Origin of the sequence: Arthrospira sp. PCC 8006 (genome assembly GCF_046480465.1) — a bacterium.
In the GTDB taxonomy this organism is placed as follows: Bacteria; Cyanobacteriota; Cyanobacteriia; order Cyanobacteriales; family Microcoleaceae; genus Limnospira; species Limnospira platensis.
Genome location: NZ_PKGG01000003.1, coordinates 56,326 through 79,688 on the forward strand (window position 1 = coordinate 56,326; position 23,363 = coordinate 79,688).

Below are 23,363 nucleotides of genomic sequence, written 5' to 3' on the forward strand. Positions count from 1 at the left end.
AATGGAGTCACCCCCATCCCCTCCCATTCAGAACCGTACATGAAAGTTTCCCTTCATACGGCTCCTAGTTTGATAGTCTCTCTGTTACGAGTACAGCAACCTCTCTTCATCCAGAGCGGTTTTATCATCGTGACAGTGGCGGTGTAGCAATTGGAGGTTCTTGTGTTCATTCTTGCCACCTTGGCTTCGGGGCACGATATGGTCTACCTCCAATAAGTCTGATGGGGTAAAATATTGTCCACACCAGGCGCACCTGCCTTTCTGTTTCTTGAGTAGTTTGGCTACTCTCTTTGGCGTATCAATTGTTTGTCCTTTTCTGGTTGCCCAGTAAGTCCAATTTCCGTCGTATGGTGTTGCGTCCGGGCGCACTAGGGTATGTCTGACAATTGGTGTCCATTTGTGTTTGTATAGATGTATCCCATCTTTGGTTTGGAACATCCAAGCTTCTTGCCTTTCTCTCCCATTACTGAGTTTGACCTTTCCTGGTCTGAAGTAATTACTCAGCTTTTTGTAACTTGCCTTTCCGCATCTTGAAACTGTCCATGCCCGCAACATTTGCCAGATTACATCATCTAGCTTATTGAAGGTTTCCATCGAGACTACCCCTGAATAGTAGTTTGACCATCCCCGTATTATCGGGTTTAGCTTACTAATCAAGGCTGATTGAGGTGCTGTTTGGAGTTGTTTTATTGCACCTTTAATCACTTCTGTGTGAGCTTTAACTGCTTTATTACTGGGTTTGATGTGGGTTTTGTGACCGATTAACCGGCTTGCTACCCCACCTGTTTTCCCAGATTTATATTTTCCTACGGGATATTGCCTGATATTGAATCCTAGAAAATCGAACCCAGGTTCCTCAATCTTGCCGTTGTACTCAATAGGCTTGAGTGTGTGGCCTATTCGGGTCTTTTCAGGTTTAATCTCTAATCCTACAGGTTTTAGCCATTCAGAAATTGCAGTCTTGCACTGTTCAATGATTCCTAAGTCTCTTGAAATGACCACAAAATCATCGGCATATCTTATAAGGTTTACCTGAGTGGTTGTTCCTTTATTTGGATACATTTCTTTAACTAGCCTTTCCATACCCAACAGTGCGATGTTGGCTAGTAATGGGCTTATTACCCCTCCTTGTGGTGTCCCTGTTTCTGTATCCTCATATACACCGTTATCCAGAACGCCTGCTTTTAACCACTGTTTCAGGTCTCTTTTCAGACTACTTGGACAATGAATTTTGGACAGTAGGTAATCATGGTTTATTCGGTCAAAGCATTTTGCTATATCAGCATCTAGGACAAAGTATTGTTCCTGTTTTATGGCAGAATAAATTCTACCAATTGCATCTTGGGCTGACCGTCCGGGTCTGAACCCATAGCTTGTGCCTTCAAATCTTGATTCCCATTCGGGCTCAAGTGCCGACTTGACCAAGGCTTGCCTCGCTCTGTCTTGGATTGTGGGTATTCCCAGAGGGCGTTTTTCATCCCTGCCAGGTTTTGGAATCCACACCCGTCGCAGTGGTTTGGCTTTGAGGTTTCCCTTAATGTTCTCCACAAGCTCAAACCTTTGCCTTGGAGAGATTGCTCTTACTCCATCAACTCCAGCCGTTTTCTTGCCTTGATTATCTTGGGTCACTCGCCGTACTGCTAGGAGCCGGGCATAATATGACTTCACCAATAGACGTTGCAATCTTCTAACCTTTGCATCCTGTCCCGATTTAGCTGCTTGAAATATACTTTTTTGGAGCTTAAAAACTTTCCGCTGAACTTTCGCCCACGGGACTGCCTTCCATGCGTTGTTCGTAGTCTTGATTGGTTTTGGTTTCCCAAATCCTTTCTTTGAACTCGCTATCGCCATTTGTACTCCTACTGGGCTCTATTTCTTACATTCAAACCGTGACCCGTTAGCATATCCCTTCCATTACAGTTGGGCGTTGGCTTCTGGTCACATCTCACCCCCTCGAAGGCATCCGCTTACACTTTTCACTACTGATTATCTCGACCAGATAATCAGAGCCTATGAGGGGTTAAAACGTTCCGTTTATATGGGCATTCCATCTTTAGATTTGTCCTTTCCACCGGGGTACTTTTTAAAGGTCTGTGTAGGTGGTAAGGGAAGCCCCCTACTTTTTCCCCTTACTCTTTTGAGCGCAGCGTTTCAACCCATTTCGCTGCTAAGTAATTACGATGGTTCAAGTCAGACATTCGGCTCACGCCTAATCTTAGATGGTTGGCAGTGGTCAGATTTGGGAATAGGTTTTCCCTCACGCCTTCCGTTCCCCGCTTCAATCTGACGGGGTGTGATTCCTGAAACTGGGGGTGGCTATCGCCGTTACCCTCATCTCTGTTTCGTAGCTTCCATTGTGTTAGGAATTATTACGACTTGTTACAGAGAATGTTGACCTTGGGTTCCCTGCCTTGATTAGGTATCGTATAATACTAATCGTTGGGACATATAAACAGTTGTGGGGATTGTCAGAAACGAGCTTCTTATATCCAACCGAGGGGATGGAGTCCCCACCAGGCGGTTATTTCAGGTATTTCACCCCTATTTCGTGCCTGAACGTCTCGCACTCCCCTTCCTACTTTATCAGAATTTTCCAGCCTGGGCATTGCTGCTATCTCAACCCCTCCCACCTGAAAGCCACCGAGAGTGCGATTTTTCCGAGGCGATCGCTTTGCTTATACAACATATAAGTAATCTTTTGTCAATATTGTTTGACAAAACTTTAGATTTTGTTTAGATTTACTGATAAGCAACTCACGCACACAGGTCAAGTAGTATGTATACCATCAACAAGGATAAGCAACAACCCAAGATTTATTTTACTCAACCTGCTGCTACACTCAAACCCCAGCGCGACTATCTCCTACATAGCGCTGTGGCTATCTTTCTGATTGTTTCTGTGTTAGTTTGTTATTAAACTAGCCATCATCTGTTAATAAGAAGTTATCAAAAGTTCCGTAATTTTTCCTCGATTTTGAGGATTTGAATTAATCGCCCTACCCGCTTGGATAGGGTGAATATTGAAGTCTTTATATAAGTCTCTGATTAACTCAGTATCAGAATTAGATAGCATCACCTTGACTCCTCTCTTGTGCAAAATCCCAAAGATTTCTGCTAATTTTTCCTGTTCATCAACCCCAAATTTATGATGGCTGTAGCTGGTAAAGTTACTGGTGGGACTCAGGGGGTGATAGGGAGGGTCAAAATAGACAAAATCAGCAGCAGAATTAGCCTCATTTACAATTTCTTTAAATGATTGAACTTTAAGAGTTGCTGACTGGAGAGTTTTCGATGCGGTTATCAATAATTCTCGCGGGCAAATTTTGGGGTTTTTATATTTCCCCATAGGTACGTTAAATTGACCATGGCGATTTTCTCTATATAAGCCATTAAAACAAGTTTTATTGAGATAAATTAGGCGGGCGGCTTGGTCAAGCGAATTGCCAAATTTTTGCGATCGCATCTGGTAATAATAACCTTGATTATGGTTATGCTGATGCTGTTCTAATCGGCTAATCAGCGCCTCTGTATGATTACGGACACATTTATAAGCATTAATTAGTTCGCTATTAATATCACTTAAAAATGCTGGGTTTGGTTGTAGATAAAAAAAGATAGCACCACCCCCCAAAAAAGGCTCATAATAGGTTTGGTAATTGGCGGGAAAGTAAGTAGTATACTGAGGAATTAAACGACTCTTACCTCCGGCCCACTTGAGAAACGGTTTTGGGGCGGTTTGGGGTTGACTGGTGACTGTTGGCTGGGAAGTTTGGGACAAAATTGGCTCAAGTCCAGAAGTACATCAATACCACTGAACGGAAAAATTATATGTTCAGTGTGACCAATTATTATAACAGAGTGCTACAATGGGAAAGGCTGGAGTAGGAAAATCTAGCGTCGCCGGAAGATGGCCCTATTAGTCCCATGAGGAGAGTTATAAAACTCGGTTATTTTCCCCGGACTTAAACTGAAGTAGCGACTGCTGATTTTAGCCCAGCATAAACATTTACAACCCACGAAAAGGGGGGTGAAATCACCAAAAATGAAACAACTCGGAACCCATATTGTTGTCGATGCGTGGCAATGCCCCGCTGATATCTTAAACGACCCAGACCGTATCCGTCAAGCCATTCTTGATGCGATCGCTGCTGGAAGTGCCACCCTTATAGATATCTGTGTTCACCAGTTTAGTCCTCACGGTGTAACTGCCACAGCTACCCTAGCCGAGTCCCACATTGCCATTCACACTTGGCCCGAATATGGCTATTTTGCGGCTGATTTATTTTTCTGTGGTTGTGGCGAACCTGACAAAGCAGCAGAAATGCTAAAAACTCGTCTGGAAGCTAAACAAACAAGGGTTCAAGAATTTTGGCGAGGTATGGGTTATCCGGTTCCAGTCCCTGATACAATCTCTGATCATACTTGGAATAAAGTACCCGAAATTGCATCTTCTTCCAAGTTGATGTCTACAGTGTCGTAAATTCCCGATAGGTTGGGTGATACGAAAGCATCATCCAACCTATTCATAATGTCAACTATTTGGCTGCTAACTATCTAGGGTGAGTTGGGTGAGGTTTTGGAATAGCCAATAGTCCTGGTAGTCTAACAGGAGAATATCTAAGGCTTCTGGTAAATCTATCTCTAAATCGCGATTTTGGATATCAACGATCGCCTGATAAATTAACTCAAAGGTGATGCGTTGGTCTCGGTCAAACAGAAGATAGTGGCTATTGTTCCCCTGACAGAACTTTTCCAACTCTATCTTACTAGACTTTCCTGATATCAAATCTTCCCGCGCATCTCGACACAGATTAAAATGAATATCAGGACGATGGCTGACCAATTCGTTTAAGTTTCTCATCCTGTGATAAAAGCGAGTCCCGCTTTGGTGCAGAAAAGCGATCGCAAATTGGTGGGTTGCTGTCTTAATCACCAAATGTTCAGGAAGTACCCGTTTCCCCAGTCGCAAAATATCCACATTCAGGGGAGACAAAACCAGCTTTAATGATTCAATAATCATCTTTAACTTCCCGAAATCATCACTTTCGGAAATAATTGCTGGTTGACCATAATTCTCTTCTAGGATACCCCTTTGCTGTCGTAGATAATCTTCTAATTGACTGCGCCGAGAAGAATTAATCGGCGACCTAGCCGCCATACCATTAGGAAAAACCCTGACAATATTTTCCCCGTCGGCTAAATTAAAAGTATCAACTAATTTACTGACAATTATTTTCAGTTCCGCCACCTCTTCTGTCAATTGATGAATTTGCTTTTCCATCATTCCTATCACCCCAGAATTACCCGATTTATCAGGTCGCTGAGGTAAACAAATACCATCAATTTTATAGCGGTAGTAGTCAGCCGCAGCATTAACAACTGAACGAATAGAAGGCGCAGTTAAAATATCAGCAATTTCCTGGGGTTCAAATAATTCATCAATAGTGACATCAGCCACCTGTCCTTTCAAATTGAGTAATTGCTTTAGTTGTTCATTAGATGGCTTATTGAGGATAATTTGACATTGAGAAATTCGGTCAATAATTGAACCATCAAAAACCTGCTGAAATTGTGACCAGCGGTCGGGAAACAGATTTAAGATAATTAAACTATTGGGAACATGGGTAAAGATTTCTTTAACAGCTTCTCCAAAACTTTGTAACAGTCGTTCATTGTGTTTTTGACCCAGACCTTCTAACTGGTCAAAAATAATAATTAGGGGTTCATCCAAGAGAGACAGCTTGCTAAAAACCGCCAACGCCGCCAGAGAAATTTCCTCCCGACTGGTATCTTCTCCCCAGCTTTCCAAACCGACCTTCTCTAACTCCTCTGGTGCGACATCATTCATCGCTAACCACTGAGTAATAGTTTGGCGGCGTTTAAAATCGGTATAGCCACAAAACCGAATTATCCCTTTGAGAATTTTCGGCGCATATCCAGCGGAAGAAAACTGATTAATCCACCAATCATAAGCACGTTTTTCTATATGTTGCCAAGATTCTCTTTTTTGGCGAGTGTCGTCTTTTCCCAGGTCGGTAAACAGCTTGAGGTTATCGGTTTTGATTAACTCAATTAACCGTTCATCTTTTTGGGTAGCAGGGGTAGCATAAGCGTCAGTATTTTTGATGATTTGGGCAAAACTATTAGCCAGCAAATATTCAAGCTGTGTATGTGAACTGTGAGGAACTGTTTGAATTAAAGACTCCAGAATGCGGCTATAGGTATGAAATAGAACTGTGTCAGGATTATTAGGTTGCCGAATAAATAAGAGTCTATTCTTAGTTAATAAATCTTGGGCTAATCTCATCATTAAGTGAGTTTTGCCAGAACCAGGTTCTCCAATAACTACGGCTCCTTTACTTTGATGGTTGACATCATTTTTAATATCAGATAGAATGTATTTAAGGCGCTCAAATTCATTGTCAAAAATCGCTCTAAAATCAATATGGCTTTGGAAAGGGGTATCAACCCGGCTAGTGCCAAAGGGGTTGGGTTGATGTTGTAGTCGAGTTTTTAATAATTCGTTAATCATACGTCGATAAAGTTGATAAGTAAATAAGGCATCATGTTTGGCGCGATGGAGGGAATCGCGGTTATTGGTATGGTCATCTCGGCTTAAATTGAGTTGTTGGCTAATAGTGTCTAAGCTATTACTTCCTAATTGTGGAAGATAGCGTTGAGCCAATTCAAAACTGCATTGAAAACTGAGGCGAGGTGGTTGGATACCTACGGCGCGAAATGTATTCCTAAGCACTTCGATATCATGGCGTGCATAGTGACAGATAATGGTTTGAGAACCGGCTATAGCTAAAAATTCATTAACTATGGTTTTCAGGGGTTTACTTTGGTCGATAAGTTGGGGATTTTGACAATATTTTTGGTCAAAGGCTTCATAAATTAAGTTTCCTTGATGATCAACGATCGCCATGGCTTTCAGAATCGGTTGTCCTTCTGTATCAATGACAATAAAGTTAGTCTGGGGTTTCATGGTTGGGGAGACCAATAAGTTAAGTATGTATACTGATGGGTGAGTTAATAACCTGATTTTCCCACAAATCTTGCTCACCAGTAAATTCTGGCGCTATGGGTCAGTAACCGATAATCGGGTGAACTCTCGCCAATGGCGAAAGCATTTTGTGGAAATTCCCAATCAAGATTTACCAGGAAAAACCTGTGTAGCGTGAATCCAGACAGCCGCATCAGGTGGTAACTGTGTTAAGATTTGGTGAGTTGCTGCCAGCTGATCGCACTGAAAAAGTGTAAACTTGGGGAGTGGCGTTAGGACTGTAACCACATAGCGCGATCGCATCTCTGGCTTTCCGGTTAACGATTCTGTCCGTCCTCACATTTAACCTGTGTCATAATGTCAGAACCACTGAAATCCATCGCCCAATACTACCATGAGCGAACCAAATACGATCCCGACACCTTAGCCTCTAAGGGTCAGCAGTTAGACTGGAGTCAACAACCAGAACCCTTCAAAGAATACAAGATTGGCACGGTATTTGACCTGAAACCCTATCTCAAAGAAATATCCGATTCTCCAATCCCCGCAGCCAATACAGACCCATGGCAGCGATTATCTAGTCTACTACTGCATACCTATGGCTTAACTGCTAAACTAGCCACAAATAGCGGATTTCACTATTTGCGATCGTCACCCTCAGCCGGGGGACTGTATCCAGCAGAAGTCTATCTAGTTTCCAGGGGAACCCCAGAATTACCACCGGGACTTTATAATTATCAAGCCTTAAATCACTCCCTAGTGCAATTTTGGGATAGCCAAATTTGGCCAGAGTTGAAACAAGCCTGTTTTTGGCATCCATCCCTAGAAAATACCAAACTGGCGATGGTCGTTACTGCTGTATTTTACCGTTCAGCTTGGCGATACCAAGACCGCGCCTATCGTCGCATATTTCTCGATACGGGCCACCTATTGGGCAATTTGGAACTAGCAGGAGCCCTAAATTCCTATCGTCCCCACATGATTGGCGGATTTGCTGATGAAATCCTTAATGACTTACTATACCTAGATTCGGAAACAGAAGCGGCGATCGCTGTGCTGGCTTTGGCTGACTTACTGGAAATTGACCAGAACCTTCCCGAATTCCGAACGGCTTTACCCTCGGCTACCCAAACTGACTACCCGGAAATTCCCGACGGGGAACTACTCCATTATCTCCACCGCGCCAGCCAAATTAAATCGGATACCTCCGGTTCCCAAGGTTGGAAAAAATTAGCACCAGAAGAAGAAGAACCACGAGATAAATATAATTTCCCCTTCTGTACTAAAGTCTCGGCTGTCACCCCTTCTATTGATTGGGGAAAAGACCTCAAGGGGTTAAATACGGCAATTTTGCGCCGACGCTCAACCCGTCGCTATAGTGGAGGGAATCTCAACCTGGAAGAATTACTGGCTCTACTGGATTTTACCTATCAACACCAGCACTACAGCTATCAGGGTTTAGATGCTGCACCGGACTTTTTTGATTTGAGTCTGATTGAATCTTTTATCGCTGTCTCTGGGGTGAATGGACTAGAGGAGGGGTGTTATTATTATGCCCCCAAAGCACAGGAACTTAGGCAAATCCGCTTTAAAAATTTTCGCCGAGAGTTGCATTATCTATGTTTGGGACAAGATTTGGGACGAGATGCGGCGGCGCTGCTTTTTCATACGGCTGACTTAAACAAGGCGATCGCCAAATATGGCGATCGGGCTTATCGTTATTTACATAGTGATGCTGGTCATCTCGGCCAAAGATTGAACCTCGCCGCCACCCACCTACGTTTAGGTGCTAGTGGTATCGGCGGATTTTTTGATAACCTAGTTAATGAGGTGTTGGGTATCCCCACCGATGAAGCGGTTATTTATATTACTACCCTAGGAAGATTGCGCGGCAACTAAATCCGATAAAGTAGCCAAATTGATGCTACACTGCCAACATAATGGGTTGCTAGTACATTTAAATTGGCAATCATTACAAATACATCTAGGGCTCTAACCGCCTCACTGGCTTCGGTTAGGGTTGTTCCTGGTGGCTGGGAAATGGTTTTGGCAATTAACACCGAGGCGGTTATACCTGACCCCATTAATGCAATCAGGATACCAACCATTCCTAATAATAAGCCGACTCGCAAGAGTCTCACTGTGTCGGATTTTTTGGGTTTGACGGTATTGGGGGATAATAACTGTTTGCCTATGTTAGCATAGCGAAATGATACAACAATGCTAAATGCTCCGATAATTAGTCCGGTAACAGCAAAGGTTACACTGACACCTAGGGCGGGGTTAGTATCATCAGAAATATTTCTACCTGTGGTGGTGAAAACTAATGATAAAATGGCGACAAAGGCAAAAACTACTTGCATGGTCAAACCACACAACCCCGTATTCTGGAGGGTTTTTCCCTTTCGTTGTGACTCGTTGCCAACCGATACACTCATACTATGGTTTGATAAATTGACAGTTGATGATTTTTATTGTAATCAAGCCAGCATTTGTTCGAGTTGATGCTGTTGCCAAAGTCTCCGATATAGTCCCTCTTCCTGTAGTAGCTGGTCATGGTTTCCGGTCTGTACTATTGTGCCTTTGTCCATCACCAAAATGCGATCGGCTTTGGCTGTAGCTGACATTTGGTGAGAAATAAATAACACGGTTTGACGCACCGTCCCGCTAGTCAGATTATAGAGAATGTCGGTGGCTGTCTGATTGTCTACACTAGAGAGGGCATCATCTAAAATCAATATAGGAGCATCGCAAAGCAAGGCACGAGCTAGGGCAGTTCGTTGTCGCTGCCCACCGGATAATGTGATACCCCTTTCCCCGACTATTGTATCATAACCTTTGGGAAAATTGGCAATTTCATCGTGAATTTGAGCAATTTTAGCAACGGCTTCTATTTGCGATCGCAATGCTGAGGGATTACCATAGCAAATATTATTAGCAATAGTGGTACTAAATAGAAAACTCTCCTGGGGGACATAAGCAATTACTTTTCTTAGTTGCGCCAGAGACAGTTGAGTGATATCCTGACCATCAATAAAAAAGCTATCTATATCAATATCCAACAGCCGAGGAATTACATTAGCTAGGGTAGTTTTTCCGGACCCAATAGGACCGACTACCGCGACAGTTTCCCCTGGTAGGACGGTAAAATTAACATGATTAAGGGCGGGAGTTTTGGCGGCGGGGTAAGTATAGGTTAAATCTCTGGCACTCAACCACCCTTTAACTGGAGTTATCAGGGGTATAGGCTGAGGTGGATCTTGAATTTTAGGTTTAATACTGAGGATAGACTCAACCCGGTCAACACTGACTTCTCCTCGCTGATAAGCGGTAATAGTAAAGCCTAATAAAGCGGTGGGAAATACCAGCCTTTCGACATATAATACTAAGGCAACAAAATCCCCGATACTTAAATCACCTTGAGCGATCGCCTCATTCCCGAAAGCCAGCAAAATCAGGAGACTTAAACTGGCTAAACCTCCCAATATTGGAAACAAAAAATTGCGAGTTCTAGCTAACTTTAAATTAGCCGATAATAACCCCTGATTATGTTCTCGAAAAGCCTGCCTTTCGGCTTCTTCCTGAGCATAAATTTTAATCAAAGATATGCCACTCATATCCTCCTGAATTAAATCACTCAAATCCGAGAGTTTTTCCTGCACCTCCATTTGTTGATCTCGAAGTTTACCACTAAAAATCTGCACCAATACTAACATCAACGGATAAACCGAAATCGATAATAGAGTCAACTTAATATTAATAGCCAGCATGACTGGCAAAGTCAAACCATAAGCAAATATGGTATTGATTAAACTAAGGACTGCAAACCCCACCAACCGCCGAATATTATCAACATCAGAGGTTGCCCTATTAATTAAATCCCCGATTCTACTATTAGAAAAATAGGAAGATTCCAGGATAATTAGATGATTAAAAATCTTCTGTTTTAGGTCAAATTCGACCTGTCGCCCCACCCCAAAAATTAAAATTCGGGATGTCATGCGAATCACCCACATAATGGATGCCAGAGCAACAATCAATAAAACCTGCGATCCTACTTCCTGAAACTCTACCGCCTCTTGTAGGTCATCTACACCATTACGAATGAGTAAAGGTATATAAACCCCCACCACATTCACCACCAACAGAGACACCATACCCAAGGCGGATATTTTCCAGTGGGGACGCAGATATCTTCCCAGGGTTTGCAGTCTTGAATAACTCATAATTCAGAAAGTAAAAATTTGCCAATTGAGATAAACTATGAACGCATTGGAAAGGGTTTATAATCTGTCGGAGTAGGCTGATTAACCTCAGACAAACGGGAAGTTATAAACCGATTTAACCAATTTTCCAGATAAGTGCGGTTAGCTTTTTTCTGTTCCGGGTCATCAGTGTTGAGGGGATAGGGTGCTAGTCCTTGAATGGCGGCTGTAGTTACACAAAACATAGACTTTTGAAAACTTTGGCATATTTGCACGCGCAAATCATCCTCTCCTCGGCAACTATTATTATAAATATTGTGGAGATAATCAGGTAAAAAATGGCGCATATCCTGCATTAATTGAGTGGGTGGAATACCGGACCCACCAATGGGTAAGGGGTCAGCGTATAAAGCGCCGTATGTAAATTCTTTTTGTTGGTTGGGGATTTGATGAACTTGAGCGTTATAGGATACAGTACCGGGGAAGGGTGTACCACGGAAAAAAATGGCTTCTACATAGGGAACTGCTGTATCCATTAAAAATGTGAGTCCGGCAGATTTAGGGATGATATCTAATGTTTTATCTCCCAATTTTACCCCATAAGTAATCGGTTGATTGGCGGCGGCAACTAATCCATTTAAGATATGCTGGACTACTGCGGGAATGGATTTAATTTTCCCTTGGTCATAGAGGTCAGAAAGGGAGATAAAAATATCACTCATGACTCGCCAAAATTGCCCTAAAGCGCTATAATAGGCTGACTGTCGCACTTGTTCGGGCAGAAATTCGGGAAACATTAGATGTAGTCCCAGGATTAAACTATTGCCTTTAAATTTAGCTTGAATAGCGGCTTCTGCTAAGTTTTGGAATTGGGATGAATCTAGGTAAGAATCTAACCCGCCTCCCCCATGCCATAACATCCCTCTCATGCAATATTCGGCATATTCATAATTAATGCGATCGTGCCACCAATACTTGAGCAATTTGCGGATATTTAGCTGACCATTGAAGTATTTAAAAAATGGAAAAAATACTAAAAATTGATGGTCAGCAACATAAATAAGGTTGTCAGAGTAGGCATCTAAAACAATGCCATAACTTTTGAGGATGCCAACTACTTCAAGGAGGTTTTGGGGAGAGTCTGGCAATAAGGCATCACCAGCTTCTAAGCGTTCAATATATTTTAACAATGGATGGATTTGATTATTGGTCATAGTAGCTAAATTCACAAGTTTTTATGGTGGTAAATTATGATTAATTTTTAGGCGGTTAATTAAGGTCGATCGCCTTGACATTTGATTCAATTTGAGCTACAATGGGAGGGTTATACATGAGTGCTGATGTGGTGCTTTCAGTCCAGTTAACTAGGATGTTCGGTTGTATTCCTAGGAAGGTGATAATCACAGCCAAGGCTATAGCTGGAATGCGATCGCGCCATTGTACCCTTGGTAAATTAATGACGGACTCGGATAAGCGACCAAAAAAGGCACGGTTGATCATAATCAGAAAGTAAACAGAAGTTAAACCAGTCCCCACCATGCACAGAAGAGTCTGCACCGGGAACACTTCTATACTGCCTCTAAAGACAATAAATTCTGACACAAATCCGACTAAACCGGGAATGCCAGCACTAGCCATTACTGCCAAAATCATTATACTACCAATTAAAGGTAAACCGCGTTCAGGGTTTAATAAGCCGCGAATCACATCAATATCTCGACTGCCTGATTTTTTATAAACTACTCCCACTGTTAAAAATAGGAGGGCAGAAATTAAGCCATGACTAACCATTTGCATGACTGAACCGAGTAAACTGAGGGGGGAAGCGGCGGCAAAAGCGAGGATAATATAACCCATGTGGGCGATGGAACTATAGGCGACCATCTTCTTGATGTCTTTTTGTGAAATGGCACAGGAAGCGCCATATAAAACGCTAACTACTGCCCAACTAGCGACATAAGGGGCGATCGCATTCCAAGCCTCTGGAAATAAACCGACCCCAAACCTTAGTAAACCATAGGTTCCCAACTTTAATAATACCCCCGCTAATAAAACCGATACAGGGGTTGAGGCTTCCACATGAGCATCGGGTAGCCAAGTATGAAAGGGAACGACGGGGATTTTAATACCAAATCCGATTACGAGTCCCCCCAGTAGAATTAGTTGCGTAGTTAGGGGTAATGCGGACACTCCCAAGGCGGAAGTTCTGAGGGTATCTAAATCAAAATCTGGTGCTTTGGTTAACCAGACTATGCCTAAAAAGGCGGCTAAAATTAACAGACCGGAAACTGCTGTATAAAGGAGAAACTTGGTGGCTGCATAGCCTCGGTTTTTGCCTCCCCAAATGGCGATGAGTAGATACAGTGGAATTAGCTCGACTTCGTAAAAGAGTATAAACAGCAGGAGGTTGGAGGATAAAAAGGTGCCAGCGACTCCGGCAAAGATAATCAACAGCAGGGGATAATATAGGCGAGGTCGAGAAATGTCTAAGTCAGAAGACCAAATAGCGATCGCCACTAATAAGGCATTGATAATGACCAAGGGTAAGGATAAACCATCTACCCCCAGATAGTAATTTAAGCCGAGGGGTTGAATCCAGGTAATATGTTCTACCATCTGTAGATCGGCTACAGTCGGATCAAATAACCTTGCCAAAATTAGAGACCACACCAATAACCCGCCAGCGGTTAATAGGGAGATTTGACGGGATAATTGGGGGCTGAGGTTTGGCCAGAGTACAATCAGGAGGGCAGCTAACAGCGGAATCCAAATTAAAACACTTAGCATCGATTTTTACGGTTAATGTGGTCGGGAAGGGGTCTAAAATTGCCACAGCATTAAAATCAACAACACGGCTATACCAGTGGCTATGGTGAAGACATAAAACTGTGATTGTCCAGAAATACTATATTTAAGTCCTTCACCGCTAAAGAGGGTGGCTAAACCTAAGCCGTTGACAAACCCATCGATAATATAGCGATCGATCCAATAACTGATGGCGGAGATACGATTAACCAAAAATACAACGGTCAGATCGTAAAGGCGATCGATATAGAAATCGTAAGCCAGTAAATCCTGTATGGGTTGGTAGGGGAATTTATAGGGCTCTCTCTTCTGTGGGTATACATAAATACTGCTACCTACAACCACCCCTAATACACTTGAGACCAACAACAGGGGTAAAGCGATGAGGTTAATTACTTCTTGGACTCCAGAGGCGGGCGCTTCTACGAAGGTGCTTGACCAACTTAGCAATAGTTGCCAGGTTTGTAGCATCATGGGCACTAACAGAGTGACAATGGTCATGGAAACCATTGGTAAAGCCATAGGCCACAGGACTTCTGGGGCGCGTCGGGTTTTCGGTTGCGACTGACCAGCAAAGACTAAGCCGAAAATTCTGGTTAATCCTAGGGTGGTGAGGAAGTTCACCAGCAACAACAAAATCAGTAACCAAGGTGGTACTGTCCAGAAGCCACTTACCCACCTTCGGAAAGTCCAGAACATTCCTAAAGGTAATCCGGCTACCATTCCTGATGCACCGACAATAAAGGCAGTGGTAGTGGCAGGCATTTTAGACCATAATCCCCCCATTTCGGTCATGTCTTGGGTGTTGGTGGTCAAAATTACTGAACCTGCACTCATGAATAACAGACATTTGGCGATCGCATGGGTGAACAGCAACAATAGGGCTATATCCACATGGCTTTGACCTACCGCTACAAAGACTAAACCCAAATAGGCGCTGGTCGTGTGGGAAAGGGCGCGTTTGATATCAATTTGGGCGATCGCCACCAAAGAAGCCCCAATAGCCGTTACTGTTCCCAAAACAATTAAAGTATCCGACACCACCGGAGACAGGGCGAGAATTGGTTGCAGTTTAATCAAAACATAAGCCCCCGCCGCCACCACTACCGAATTTCGCAGCAAAGAAGCCGGGTTTGGGCCTTCCATAGCTTCATCAAGCCATAGGTGTAGTGGAAATTGGGCGCATTTGCCAATAGGCCCAGAAATTAGGGCTAATCCTAATAAAGTCGCCGTAAGCGGTGGTAAATTGTGGGTTTCTGACCAGAGTTCTAAATCCGAGAAGTTTAAACTACCGGCGATCGTGCCGATATAAACCACCCCCATTAACAACAATACATCTCCCACTCGTTTAGTTAAAAACGCATCTCGCGCCGCCGTGACTACCAGGGGTTGAGCATACCAAAAACCCACCAGTAGATAGGTTGAGAGAGTCAGCAATTCCAGCAAAATATAACTAAGTAGCAGCGAGTCACTCAAAGCCAAACCACTCACTGCCGCCTCAAAAAAGCCCATCAAACCAAAAAACCGAGCCGTCGCCCAGTCTTTTTCCATGTACCCCAAGGCATAAACCTGAGCCACTAGACTGATACCTGTGACCAGTTCCACGGCTCCTAGGCTTACGGGAGAAACATCTAGGACAAAAGATAAGTCTAATCCCGCAGCTTGTAACCATGCAATGTGAATTTGTTGACCCGGCATTGACCAGATAGATCGGTAAATTACCGCACCGTGGATAAAACCCACTAAAGTCATCAACATATTAAAGTAGGCTGCTGGTCTTGGTCCTGTGCGTCGGACTAACCCCGTTGACCAAGGAAGGGTCAACACTGCCCCCATGAGACCATATATGGGTATCCACCAACTAGCTTGTAGGAGGAACTGAATCATTTAACTTACATAAAGAAATATTAACCCTCAGATTAATATATCAGAATTTCCGTCCTAAACAGAGCTAATCGTCAAATTCATCCCCAATAACCAGCCATTTCTAGTCAAATTACCTAGGGTCTGCCTTTGGGATATAGCACAACTTGTTACAAAAGTCAAGATAAATCGGCATTTTTGTCTCCAAATATTAACTTTGTTTAAAAAACCTTAATTTCTATTAACAATCAATAAAAATAATCTCGAACATGAGAAATTATAATCCAGATTAATATTGTCAAAGAAGCCACAATTCTCGTATTCTTATAATTTGAGGGAGGTTGAAAAATTTTTCCGCATACACAAAAAGAATCATTAGTCTTTGTGGTCATGGGACTCAGTTAGCAAGAGATTTGCCCAGTTGAGTTCAGTCTGTCCGTAATTAGGAGTAGTTGTAAGATGTCCATCGCTGTTGGAATGATTGAAACCATAGGCTTTCCGGCTGTTGTAGAAGCAGCCGACTCCATGGTAAAAGCCGCGCGCGTTACTTTAGTCGGATATGAGAAAATTGGCAGCGGTCGTGTGACCGTGATTGTCCGAGGAGATGTCTCCGAGGTACAAGCATCAGTTTCCGCTGGCATTGAGTCAGTCAAACGGGTGAATGGTGGAGAAGTATCATCAACCCACATCATTGCTCGTCCCCATGAAAATCTAGAGTACGTTCTACCAATTCGTTACACCGATGCGGTCGAACAGTTCCGGTCCTACTAGACGTAATGGGGCAAGCGTTAACCCCCTCACCCGATCGCCGAAAAAGTCGTACAGACAAGGCCAATCTTGTCTCTAAGTTCTGAAAACTCCCTCCCTGAAAATTAGGATCAGGGAGTTGATAGCTTGTCTGAGAAGCCATCAGAGCCGAACCGAGTAGAAACCAGTGTTCTGTGCGACATCTAGGCGTGGTAATCAAATCGAGGTTCAGGAGTCAAAACATACTATGGCCATTGCAGTTGGCATGATAGAAACCCTGGGTTTTCCAGCGGTAGTAGAGGCAGCCGATTCCATGGTAAAAGCTGCCCGCGTAACCTTAGTAGGCTACGAAAAAATCGGTAGCGGTCGTGTCACCGTCATTGTTCGCGGAGATGTGTCAGAAGTTCAGGCTTCTGTCTCCGCCGGAACCGAGTCGGTGCGACGGGTAAATGGTGGGTTAGTTCTTTCCACCCATATTATTGCCCGTCCCCATGAAAACCTAGAATATGTCCTACCAATTCGTTACACCGAAGCGGTAGAACAATTCCGTGAAAGCGTCGCCGGGATACGTCCTCTTAACCGTCCGTAGGTTAACTCCAATGACCCCTAGGGGTATGTAGTTCAACCACAGCCAAGCCCGAACCGACTGCATAGTTCGCCCGTAGTAGGTCAATCTACCAATTGACTCCATCTATTTTCCGGCTCAGTCGGGGGGAAAAATGTTCCTGCCGTACAGTTCCTCAACATCAAATTAAGATGCAAATTGCCAGAGTTATTGGCACAGTTGTTAGTACCCAGAAGGAACCCAGTCTCCGAGGTTCCAAGTTTTTGCTATTGCAACTCTTAGATGAACAGGGAGAGCCAACATCAAGATATGAAGTGGCGTGCGACTATGTGGGTGCGGGTTTTAGTGAGTGGGTTCTGGTTAGTCTCGGAAGTGCGGCTCGCCAAATTCCTGGCAGTGAAAACCGACCCAGTGATGCAGCCGTAATCGCCATTATTGACACCGTTAGCACTGCTAATGGCCAGATTTACAGTCAAAAACAGCAGAACCGTTTAGGTTGAGCAACAGATCTGGGTTAACCCCAAAGCCTGGGATAATTCATCAATTCTCCCTACCACCACCAAAAGTCAACCCTATAAAAAGTTAGTTAGGAGAAATTCAGTTATGGCAGTTAAAGGCCATGCGGCTCCTCCCACACCCTGGTCTAAAAACCTGGCGGAGCCCAAAATTGACCCCACAGCTTACGTTCATTCCTTCTCGAATATCATCGGTGATGTTCGCATCGGCGCTCATGTCCTGGTCGCCCCGGGAACCTCTATCCGCGCTGACGAAGGATTCCCCTTTTATATTGGCGATGAGTCCAATATTCAAGATGGCGTTGTTATTCACGGCTTAGATGAAGGCAAAGTCAAAGGAGATGATGGTCAATCCTACTCCGTTTGGATTGGTAAAAATTCCTCAATCACCCATTTGTCTCTGATTCATGGTCCGGCTTATGTCGGGGACAATTGCTTTATTGGTTTCCGCTCTACTGTATTCAATGCCAGAGTCGGAAATGGTTGTATTGTCATGATGCACGCCCTCATCCAAGATGTGGAAATTCCCCCCGGAAAATATGTTCCCTCGGGAGCAATTATCACTAACCAACAACAAGCCGATCGCTTACCGAGCGTAACAGATACTGATATCAAATTCTCAACCCATGTGGTGGGAGTTAACCAAGCATTAGCAGCAGGTTATCAGTGTTCAGAAAACCTCGCCTGCATCAGTCCCCTACGAAATGAAACTAAGGGAAGCAGCAGTAATGGTGGCCGCGCTAGATCTGGCTCCCATAGCAACCTAGGCGCAAGACCTATTCCCCCAGAAACGGTACAAACCATCAGCCAACTTCTAGCCCAAGGCTATAAAATTGGTACCGAACACGCCGACGCACGTCGCTTCCGCACAGGTTCTTGGCGCAGTTGCGCTCCCATTGACTCCCGCAACACCAGCGAAGTTGTATCAGCCTTAGCCGCCTGTCTGCAAGACCATCAAGGCGAATATGTCCGCCTGTTGGGAATTGATAGCAAAGCCAAGCGCCGGGTACTTGAAGAAATTATCCAACGTCCTGATGGTCCTGTCGCTAGTAAGTCCTCTAACGCTCAGGTCTCCAATGCCACAGCTTCTACAGCCAGCCCCTCCAGAACTACTGCTACTGGTAGTTCCGACTTGGCACAAAAGGTTTCCCAAATCCTGAACCAAGGCTATAAAATTGGCACGGAATACGCCGACGCGCGTCGCTTCCGCACGGGTTCCTGGCGTAGTGGTCCCCAAATTGACAGCTCCAGTGCTTCGGCTGTTCTCAGTCAATTAGATGCCTTCATGAACGAGCATACAGGGGAATATGTCCGCTTAATTGGCATTGACCAAAAAGCTAAACGGCGGGCGGTTGAAGAGATTATCCAACGACCTGACGGTAGGGTTTCTGCTACCCCTAGTCCTAGCGCGGCTTCCCCTGCGCCCTCTAGTCGTTCAGCTCAATCATCCTACTCATCTGCTAATAGTAGTTTGACTTCTGAAACTATTGAGCAAGTTAAAAACCTCCTGGCTCAGGGTTATAAAATTGGCACGGAACACGCTGATAAGCGTCGCTTCCGCACGGGGTCCTGGCGTAGCTGTACCCCCATCGACTCTAATAATCAACGGGAGGTTATGGCAGCCCTAGAAGGCTGTATGCAGGAACATAGCGGTGAGTATGTTCGCTTGATTGGTATTGATGCTCAAGCCAAGCGTCGGGTTCTTGAGGAAATTATCCAACGACCTTAATTAACTCTCTCGAAAATCCCTGTTTACTTTTCAGAGGTTCAAGCCGAATGTGTATGTCGCCACCCCATCACCCGGATTATGCTTACTATGTGAGTGGCGATGTCACCATTGACCCCAGTGTAGCCATCGCCCCAGGAGTGGTGATTACCGCCGCTCCTGATAGCCAAATTGCGATCGCTCCTGGGGTCTGTATTGGTATGGGGACTATTATTCATGCTGATCAGGGTATCCTAGAAATAGATAAGGGTGTCTGTATTGGTACTACTGTACTCATAGTCGGTGCTGGAAAAATTGGGGCTCTGGCTTGTATTGGTTCAGAGTCAACTTTGATTAATTCTGATATCCCATCTCAGCACGTTGTAGCTTCCGGTTCATTAATTGGTGATCAATCTCGTCAGGTCAATTTTTCTGCTACTGAGGTTGATTTCATCCCTCAACCGGAACCGGAACCCCAACCGGAACCGGAACCCCAACCGGAACCGGAACCCCAACCAGAAGCAGAACCCCAACCAGAACCCCAACCGGAACCAGAACCCTCAATTCGTCGTAGTCCGCAGGTCTACGGACAAACTCAAATCAATGAGTTGTTAAAGACTTTGCTCCCCCATAGAAAACCCCCTAATTTTTGAGAGAAACCGGGGTTGATGAACAGGAAAGTCCGCAGATTAATCGGTCGGGATTCTCCATTCTTCTCTCTAGCAGGTAAAATACAGTCATGGATGAACACTTGCAAACCTCATTTCCCCAAAGGCGCAATACTGAGCCAGAATTTAAAGATACTGCTTTGGGGTTAATCTCCACCCGCAGTTTTCCAGCAATAGTCGGCACTGCTGATATGATGCTGAAATCTGCAGGTGTTCACCTGGTTGGGTATGAAAAAATCGGTAGTGGCTACTGTAGCGCTATTGTGCGCGGTCGTATTGCGGATGTCCGTCTAGCTATTGAAACTGGGGTTGATACTGCTAAACAGTTCAATCAGTTTGTTTCTTCCCTAGTCATTGCTAGACCTCTCCCCAACTTAGAGTATGTGCTACCTATTGGGTCTCGTCTCTCCCAATTAGCAGCCAGTGGCGGTCACTCTCGCCTCAGTAATAAAGCCATAGGTTTATTGGAAACGAGGGGATTTCCTGCTATGGTCGGCGCGGCTGATGCTATGCTGAAGGCGGGAGATGTTTATTTCGCTTCCTACGAAATTATTGGGGCGGGATTATGTACTGCTATTATTAGGGGTTCGGTTGCTGATGTAGCAGTGGCTTTAGAAGCGGGAATGTATGAGGCTGAACGCATTGGCGAATTAAATGCAGTGATGGTCATCCCTCGTCCCCTTGATGAACTTGAACAAACTTTACCTCTGGCTAGTTGTTGGATTGAGAAGGTCAAACCTTTACAGTTACCTATTAATGTTAAACAAACTGACAAAGAAGTGGTAAAACTTCCCGAACTCAAACAATTATCTGTTGATGCTTTACCTTTGGATAATCAAACTTCTGATTCTTCTATGGAGTCCTGGGATTAAAATATTCTTGATTCTCAACTCGCCTTCTGAACCCGCCTTGACATGATAATTGACATCAAATTATGATGCTCCTCAAGGTAGAGACTAAAAACTAATTACCCCCCACGGGTGATGATTATATCACTATACAAAAAAAAGAGCAACCCGTTAGGATTGCCCTCAAGAAGAGAGTCTAAAAGCTATTGGTGACTGAAGAGAATTTAGTTAGAAAAATTCTGGCTGCGGTAAGCATCCATGCTGTAAGCAGGAACCCGCTGGCTATAGTCTACTGGTACACCTGTCAAAGCCAGAGAAAGACGGTCAAAGGAATCAGAGTTCCAGTTTCTCATGTGAATGGGTTTAGACTGTTCACCACGAAAATAAGCCATAGTTCCAATTACCGAAACAGCCAGCCAACCACTGATAAATAAAGCTGCTAAAATAACCATTTTTTATGCTCCAATAATTGCGTCAGGATTACTACCAAGAAAGTTTCACGAAAGTTAGTGGGAACGTCTTGGGGCAATTCCGTTTGTTAATCTATGTTAACCAATGTAACGTTTTTGTTACAAAGTGTCAAGTTACTTGACAAAATAATTTTTTGTGATATAATCTAATGCCAAAAATATTAGGAACCCGATCAACTCCCCTAAGCTGACCTAAAATCAGCGTCTTCTGATAGAATCAAAAATGCTCAATCAAGGTGCAGGGTAAGGATATAATGCCCAACGCTCATATTATTGGTCTGGGAAAATCAGGAAATGCTACGGCGCGCCTGTTAAAGGTTCAGGGATGGCAGGTAACTGTTAGCGATCGCAACACCTCAGAATCGCTACAGCAACAGTGTCAGACCCTGATTGAGGAAGGAATTACAGTTAATTTGGGGCAGAATTTCGACCCGGACACGGCACCAGATTTGGTAGTGGTTAGTCCGGGGGTTCCCTGGGATTTGCCAGCATTAGAAACGGCCCGCAGTCTAGGTATAGAAACTATCGGGGAAATGGAACTGGCTTGGCGAAATCTCCAGGATATCCCTTGGGTGGGAATTACGGGGACTAACGGTAAAACTACTACAACGGCGCTGATTGCTAAAATATTTGAAGTGGCGGGAAGTGCAGCCCCTGCCTGTGGAAATATTGGTAATGCTGCCTGTGAGTTGGCGCTGCAACAACAACAAAATTCCTCGACACCCTTAGATTGGGTCATTGCTGAAATTAGCAGTTTTCAGATTGAGTCATCATCAACCCTGGCTCCTAAAATCGGTATCTGGACTACTTTTACCCCGGATCATCTTAACCGCCATTACACGCTAGATAATTATTTTCGGATTAAAGGGCGTTTAATGGAACGTTCCCAGGTGCAGGTCTTTAATGGTGATGATGCTTATCTCCGGCGAGCAGCACCGGAACTCTGGCCACAAGCTGTCTGGACTAGCGTTAATGGTGCTGAGGAATTATTGGGCGATCGCGTTATGGGTGTATATATTCAAGAAAACTGGGTCTACCAAAACGGAGAGGCGATCGCACCGGTTGACTCCCTTAAAATGGTGGGAGACCATAATCGCCAAAACCTACTGATGGCTGTAGCAGCAGCCCGAATAGCGGGAATTGACAAGGAAGCAATTGCTCACGCTATTTCTATTTTTCCTGGAGTTCCTCACCGCCTGGAAGAGGTTAGCACCTGGATGGGAATTCGCTGGATTAATGATAGCAAGGCTACTAATTATGATGCGGCTCAGGTCGGATTGGCGGCAGTTGAGCCACCTGTGATTTTAATTGCTGGTGGAGAAGCTAAAGCTGGTGATGATACCCACTGGATTAATACTATTCATCAAAAAGCTGCTGCGGTTTTATTAATCGGAAGCGCCGCCTCGGCTTTTGCTGAAAGGTTACAGGAAACTCACTATCAAAATGTCGAAATTGTCGAAACTCTCGAAAATGCTATCCCGCGCGCTGCCCAATTGGCTAGTGTGTTGCAAGCTAAGGCTGTTTTGCTCTCCCCAGCCTGTGCTAGTTTTGACCAGTATCGCAGTTTTGAACATCGTGGCGATCGCTTTCGGGAGTTATGTTGGGAATTGATGGGGTAGGGGCGGGTTTATATAGTTACCCGGTGTGTCTTATGGCCTCAGAAGGTGCGTCACATCAGCAAGTTTTTCGTTTTCCTTTCCCAGTGGCTGATCGGATGTGACGCACCCTACGCGCAGCCTGGGGCGGGTGTAGGTAGTTGGCTGGTGAGGTGTGTGGCCGATCGCGCACCCGCCCCTACAGGTAATTTTATCCCAAAAAATAAAAAAAAAAATTATCCTTGCGCCCCCGCGCCACTTTTTTTTGGGGAACCCTTGCTTTTGGGCGGCGCTTCTGCTMCTATATTATTTAATTGGATATTTTCAATTTTTTTWTTAAAGTCATGCCTCCCTTTGTCTAAGATATGACC

General features: G+C 44.3%; 21 protein-coding genes. 12 read left to right on the plus strand and 9 right to left on the minus strand.

Annotated elements, in window-relative coordinates; genetic code table 11:
* Nucleotides 1–84 precede the first annotated feature (84 nt).
* Nucleotides 85–1,851, minus strand: coding sequence for a group II intron reverse transcriptase/maturase (gene ltrA / locus B9T16_RS01020; protein ID WP_410243922.1), 1,767 nt, complete (start codon nt 1,849–1,851; stop codon nt 85–87).
* A gap of 697 nt (nt 1,852–2,548) precedes the next feature.
* On the opposite strand from ltrA, the gene B9T16_RS01025 reads away from it, so the two are divergent.
* Nucleotides 2,549–2,737: a hypothetical protein gene (locus tag B9T16_RS01025; protein ID WP_410243923.1), complete on the plus strand. Its 189-nt coding sequence runs from the start codon at nt 2,549–2,551 to the stop codon at nt 2,735–2,737.
* Nucleotides 2,738–2,776: 39 nt separating this feature from the next.
* Entirely contained in the window at nt 2,777–2,917 is a 141-nt protein-coding gene (locus B9T16_RS01030) for a hypothetical protein (RefSeq protein ID WP_167538959.1), read from the plus strand.
* Between the two features lie 15 nt (nt 2,918–2,932).
* Here the strand turns inward: B9T16_RS01030 and B9T16_RS01035 are convergent, their stop codons facing one another.
* Nucleotides 2,933–3,778 carry a DNA adenine methylase gene (locus tag B9T16_RS01035; protein WP_410243924.1) on the minus strand — a complete coding sequence of 282 codons (846 nt, stop codon included), beginning with the start codon at nt 3,776–3,778 and terminating at the stop codon, nt 2,933–2,935.
* Between the two features lie 264 nt (nt 3,779–4,042).
* Between B9T16_RS01035 and speD the strand changes: the two genes are divergently transcribed.
* On the plus strand, nt 4,043–4,480 hold the full coding sequence (gene speD / locus B9T16_RS01040; RefSeq protein ID WP_006618776.1) for an adenosylmethionine decarboxylase: 438 nt from the start codon (nt 4,043–4,045) through the stop codon (nt 4,478–4,480).
* Between the two features lie 66 nt (nt 4,481–4,546).
* Here speD and B9T16_RS01045 read toward each other — a convergent pair whose 3' ends face one another.
* Complete coding sequence (locus B9T16_RS01045) at nt 4,547–6,988, minus strand: exonuclease domain-containing protein (RefSeq protein WP_410243925.1); 2,442 nt, start codon at nt 6,986–6,988, stop codon at nt 4,547–4,549.
* 70 nt (nt 6,989–7,058) lie between these two features.
* Here B9T16_RS01045 and B9T16_RS01050 point away from each other — a divergent pair, with 70 nt between their 5' ends.
* Entirely contained in the window at nt 7,059–7,184 is a 126-nt protein-coding gene (locus tag B9T16_RS01050; RefSeq protein WP_317269697.1) for a hypothetical protein, read from the plus strand.
* 179 nt (nt 7,185–7,363) lie between these two features.
* A complete protein-coding gene (locus B9T16_RS01055; protein WP_410243926.1) occupies nt 7,364–8,905 on the plus strand; it encodes a SagB/ThcOx family dehydrogenase in 1,542 nt (513 codons plus the stop codon).
* Here the strand turns inward: B9T16_RS01055 and B9T16_RS01060 are convergent.
* The 5 genes from B9T16_RS01060 to B9T16_RS01080 are packed head-to-tail and all read right to left on the minus strand — an operon-like array spanning nt 8,902 to nt 15,903.
* Nucleotides 8,902–9,444, minus strand: a complete 543-nt coding sequence (locus B9T16_RS01060; protein WP_014276346.1) for a DUF3611 family protein — start codon at nt 9,442–9,444, stop codon at nt 8,902–8,904. The genes B9T16_RS01055 and B9T16_RS01060 overlap by 4 nt on opposite strands.
* A gap of 42 nt (nt 9,445–9,486) precedes the next feature.
* The gene (locus tag B9T16_RS01065; RefSeq protein WP_410243927.1) at nt 9,487–11,232 is read right to left on the minus strand and encodes an ABC transporter ATP-binding protein; all 1,746 of its coding nucleotides are present in this window, start codon (nt 11,230–11,232) and stop codon (nt 9,487–9,489) included.
* 35 nt (nt 11,233–11,267) lie between these two features.
* Nucleotides 11,268–12,425, minus strand: a complete 1,158-nt coding sequence (locus tag B9T16_RS01070; RefSeq protein ID WP_410243933.1) for a CO2 hydration protein — start codon at nt 12,423–12,425, stop codon at nt 11,268–11,270.
* Between the two features lie 55 nt (nt 12,426–12,480).
* Entirely contained in the window at nt 12,481–13,998 is a 1,518-nt protein-coding gene (locus B9T16_RS01075) for an NADH-quinone oxidoreductase subunit M (RefSeq protein WP_410243928.1), read from the minus strand.
* Between the two features lie 33 nt (nt 13,999–14,031).
* Nucleotides 14,032–15,903, minus strand: a complete 1,872-nt coding sequence (locus B9T16_RS01080; protein ID WP_410243929.1) for an NAD(P)H-quinone oxidoreductase subunit F — start codon at nt 15,901–15,903, stop codon at nt 14,032–14,034.
* A gap of 435 nt (nt 15,904–16,338) precedes the next feature.
* Between B9T16_RS01080 and B9T16_RS01085 the strand changes: the two genes are divergently transcribed.
* From B9T16_RS01085 to B9T16_RS01110, 6 genes are all read left to right on the plus strand, one after another.
* Nucleotides 16,339–16,650 (plus strand): carbon dioxide-concentrating mechanism protein CcmK, encoded by a 312-nt coding sequence (locus B9T16_RS01085; RefSeq protein ID WP_006618784.1) that lies wholly within the window; start codon nt 16,339–16,341, stop codon nt 16,648–16,650.
* Nucleotides 16,651–16,873: 223 nt separating this feature from the next.
* On the plus strand, nt 16,874–17,215 hold the full coding sequence (locus tag B9T16_RS01090; protein ID WP_006618785.1) for a carbon dioxide-concentrating mechanism protein CcmK: 342 nt from the start codon (nt 16,874–16,876) through the stop codon (nt 17,213–17,215).
* A 167-nt stretch (nt 17,216–17,382) separates the two neighbouring features.
* A complete protein-coding gene (locus tag B9T16_RS01095) occupies nt 17,383–17,691 on the plus strand; it encodes a EutN/CcmL family microcompartment protein (RefSeq protein ID WP_006618786.1) in 309 nt (102 codons plus the stop codon).
* Nucleotides 17,692–17,794: 103 nt separating this feature from the next.
* Nucleotides 17,795–19,435, plus strand: a complete 1,641-nt coding sequence (locus tag B9T16_RS01100; RefSeq protein WP_006618787.1) for a ribulose bisphosphate carboxylase small subunit — start codon at nt 17,795–17,797, stop codon at nt 19,433–19,435.
* Nucleotides 19,436–19,482: 47 nt separating this feature from the next.
* Nucleotides 19,483–20,064, plus strand: coding sequence for a carbon dioxide concentrating mechanism protein CcmN (locus B9T16_RS01105; protein WP_014276344.1), 582 nt, complete (start codon nt 19,483–19,485; stop codon nt 20,062–20,064).
* Nucleotides 20,065–20,150: 86 nt separating this feature from the next.
* Nucleotides 20,151–20,951 carry a carbon dioxide-concentrating mechanism protein CcmK gene (locus B9T16_RS01110; protein ID WP_410243930.1) on the plus strand — a complete coding sequence of 267 codons (801 nt, stop codon included), beginning with the start codon at nt 20,151–20,153 and terminating at the stop codon, nt 20,949–20,951.
* 200 nt (nt 20,952–21,151) lie between these two features.
* Here the strand turns inward: B9T16_RS01110 and B9T16_RS01115 are convergent, their stop codons facing one another.
* Nucleotides 21,152–21,379, minus strand: a complete 228-nt coding sequence (locus B9T16_RS01115) for a photosystem II protein, Psb35-related (RefSeq protein WP_006618790.1) — start codon at nt 21,377–21,379, stop codon at nt 21,152–21,154.
* A 272-nt stretch (nt 21,380–21,651) separates the two neighbouring features.
* Between B9T16_RS01115 and murD the strand changes: the two genes are divergently transcribed.
* Nucleotides 21,652–23,016, plus strand: a complete 1,365-nt coding sequence (gene murD / locus B9T16_RS01120; RefSeq protein ID WP_410243931.1) for a UDP-N-acetylmuramoyl-L-alanine--D-glutamate ligase — start codon at nt 21,652–21,654, stop codon at nt 23,014–23,016.
* The last annotated feature ends 347 nt before the right edge of the window (nt 23,017–23,363 follow it).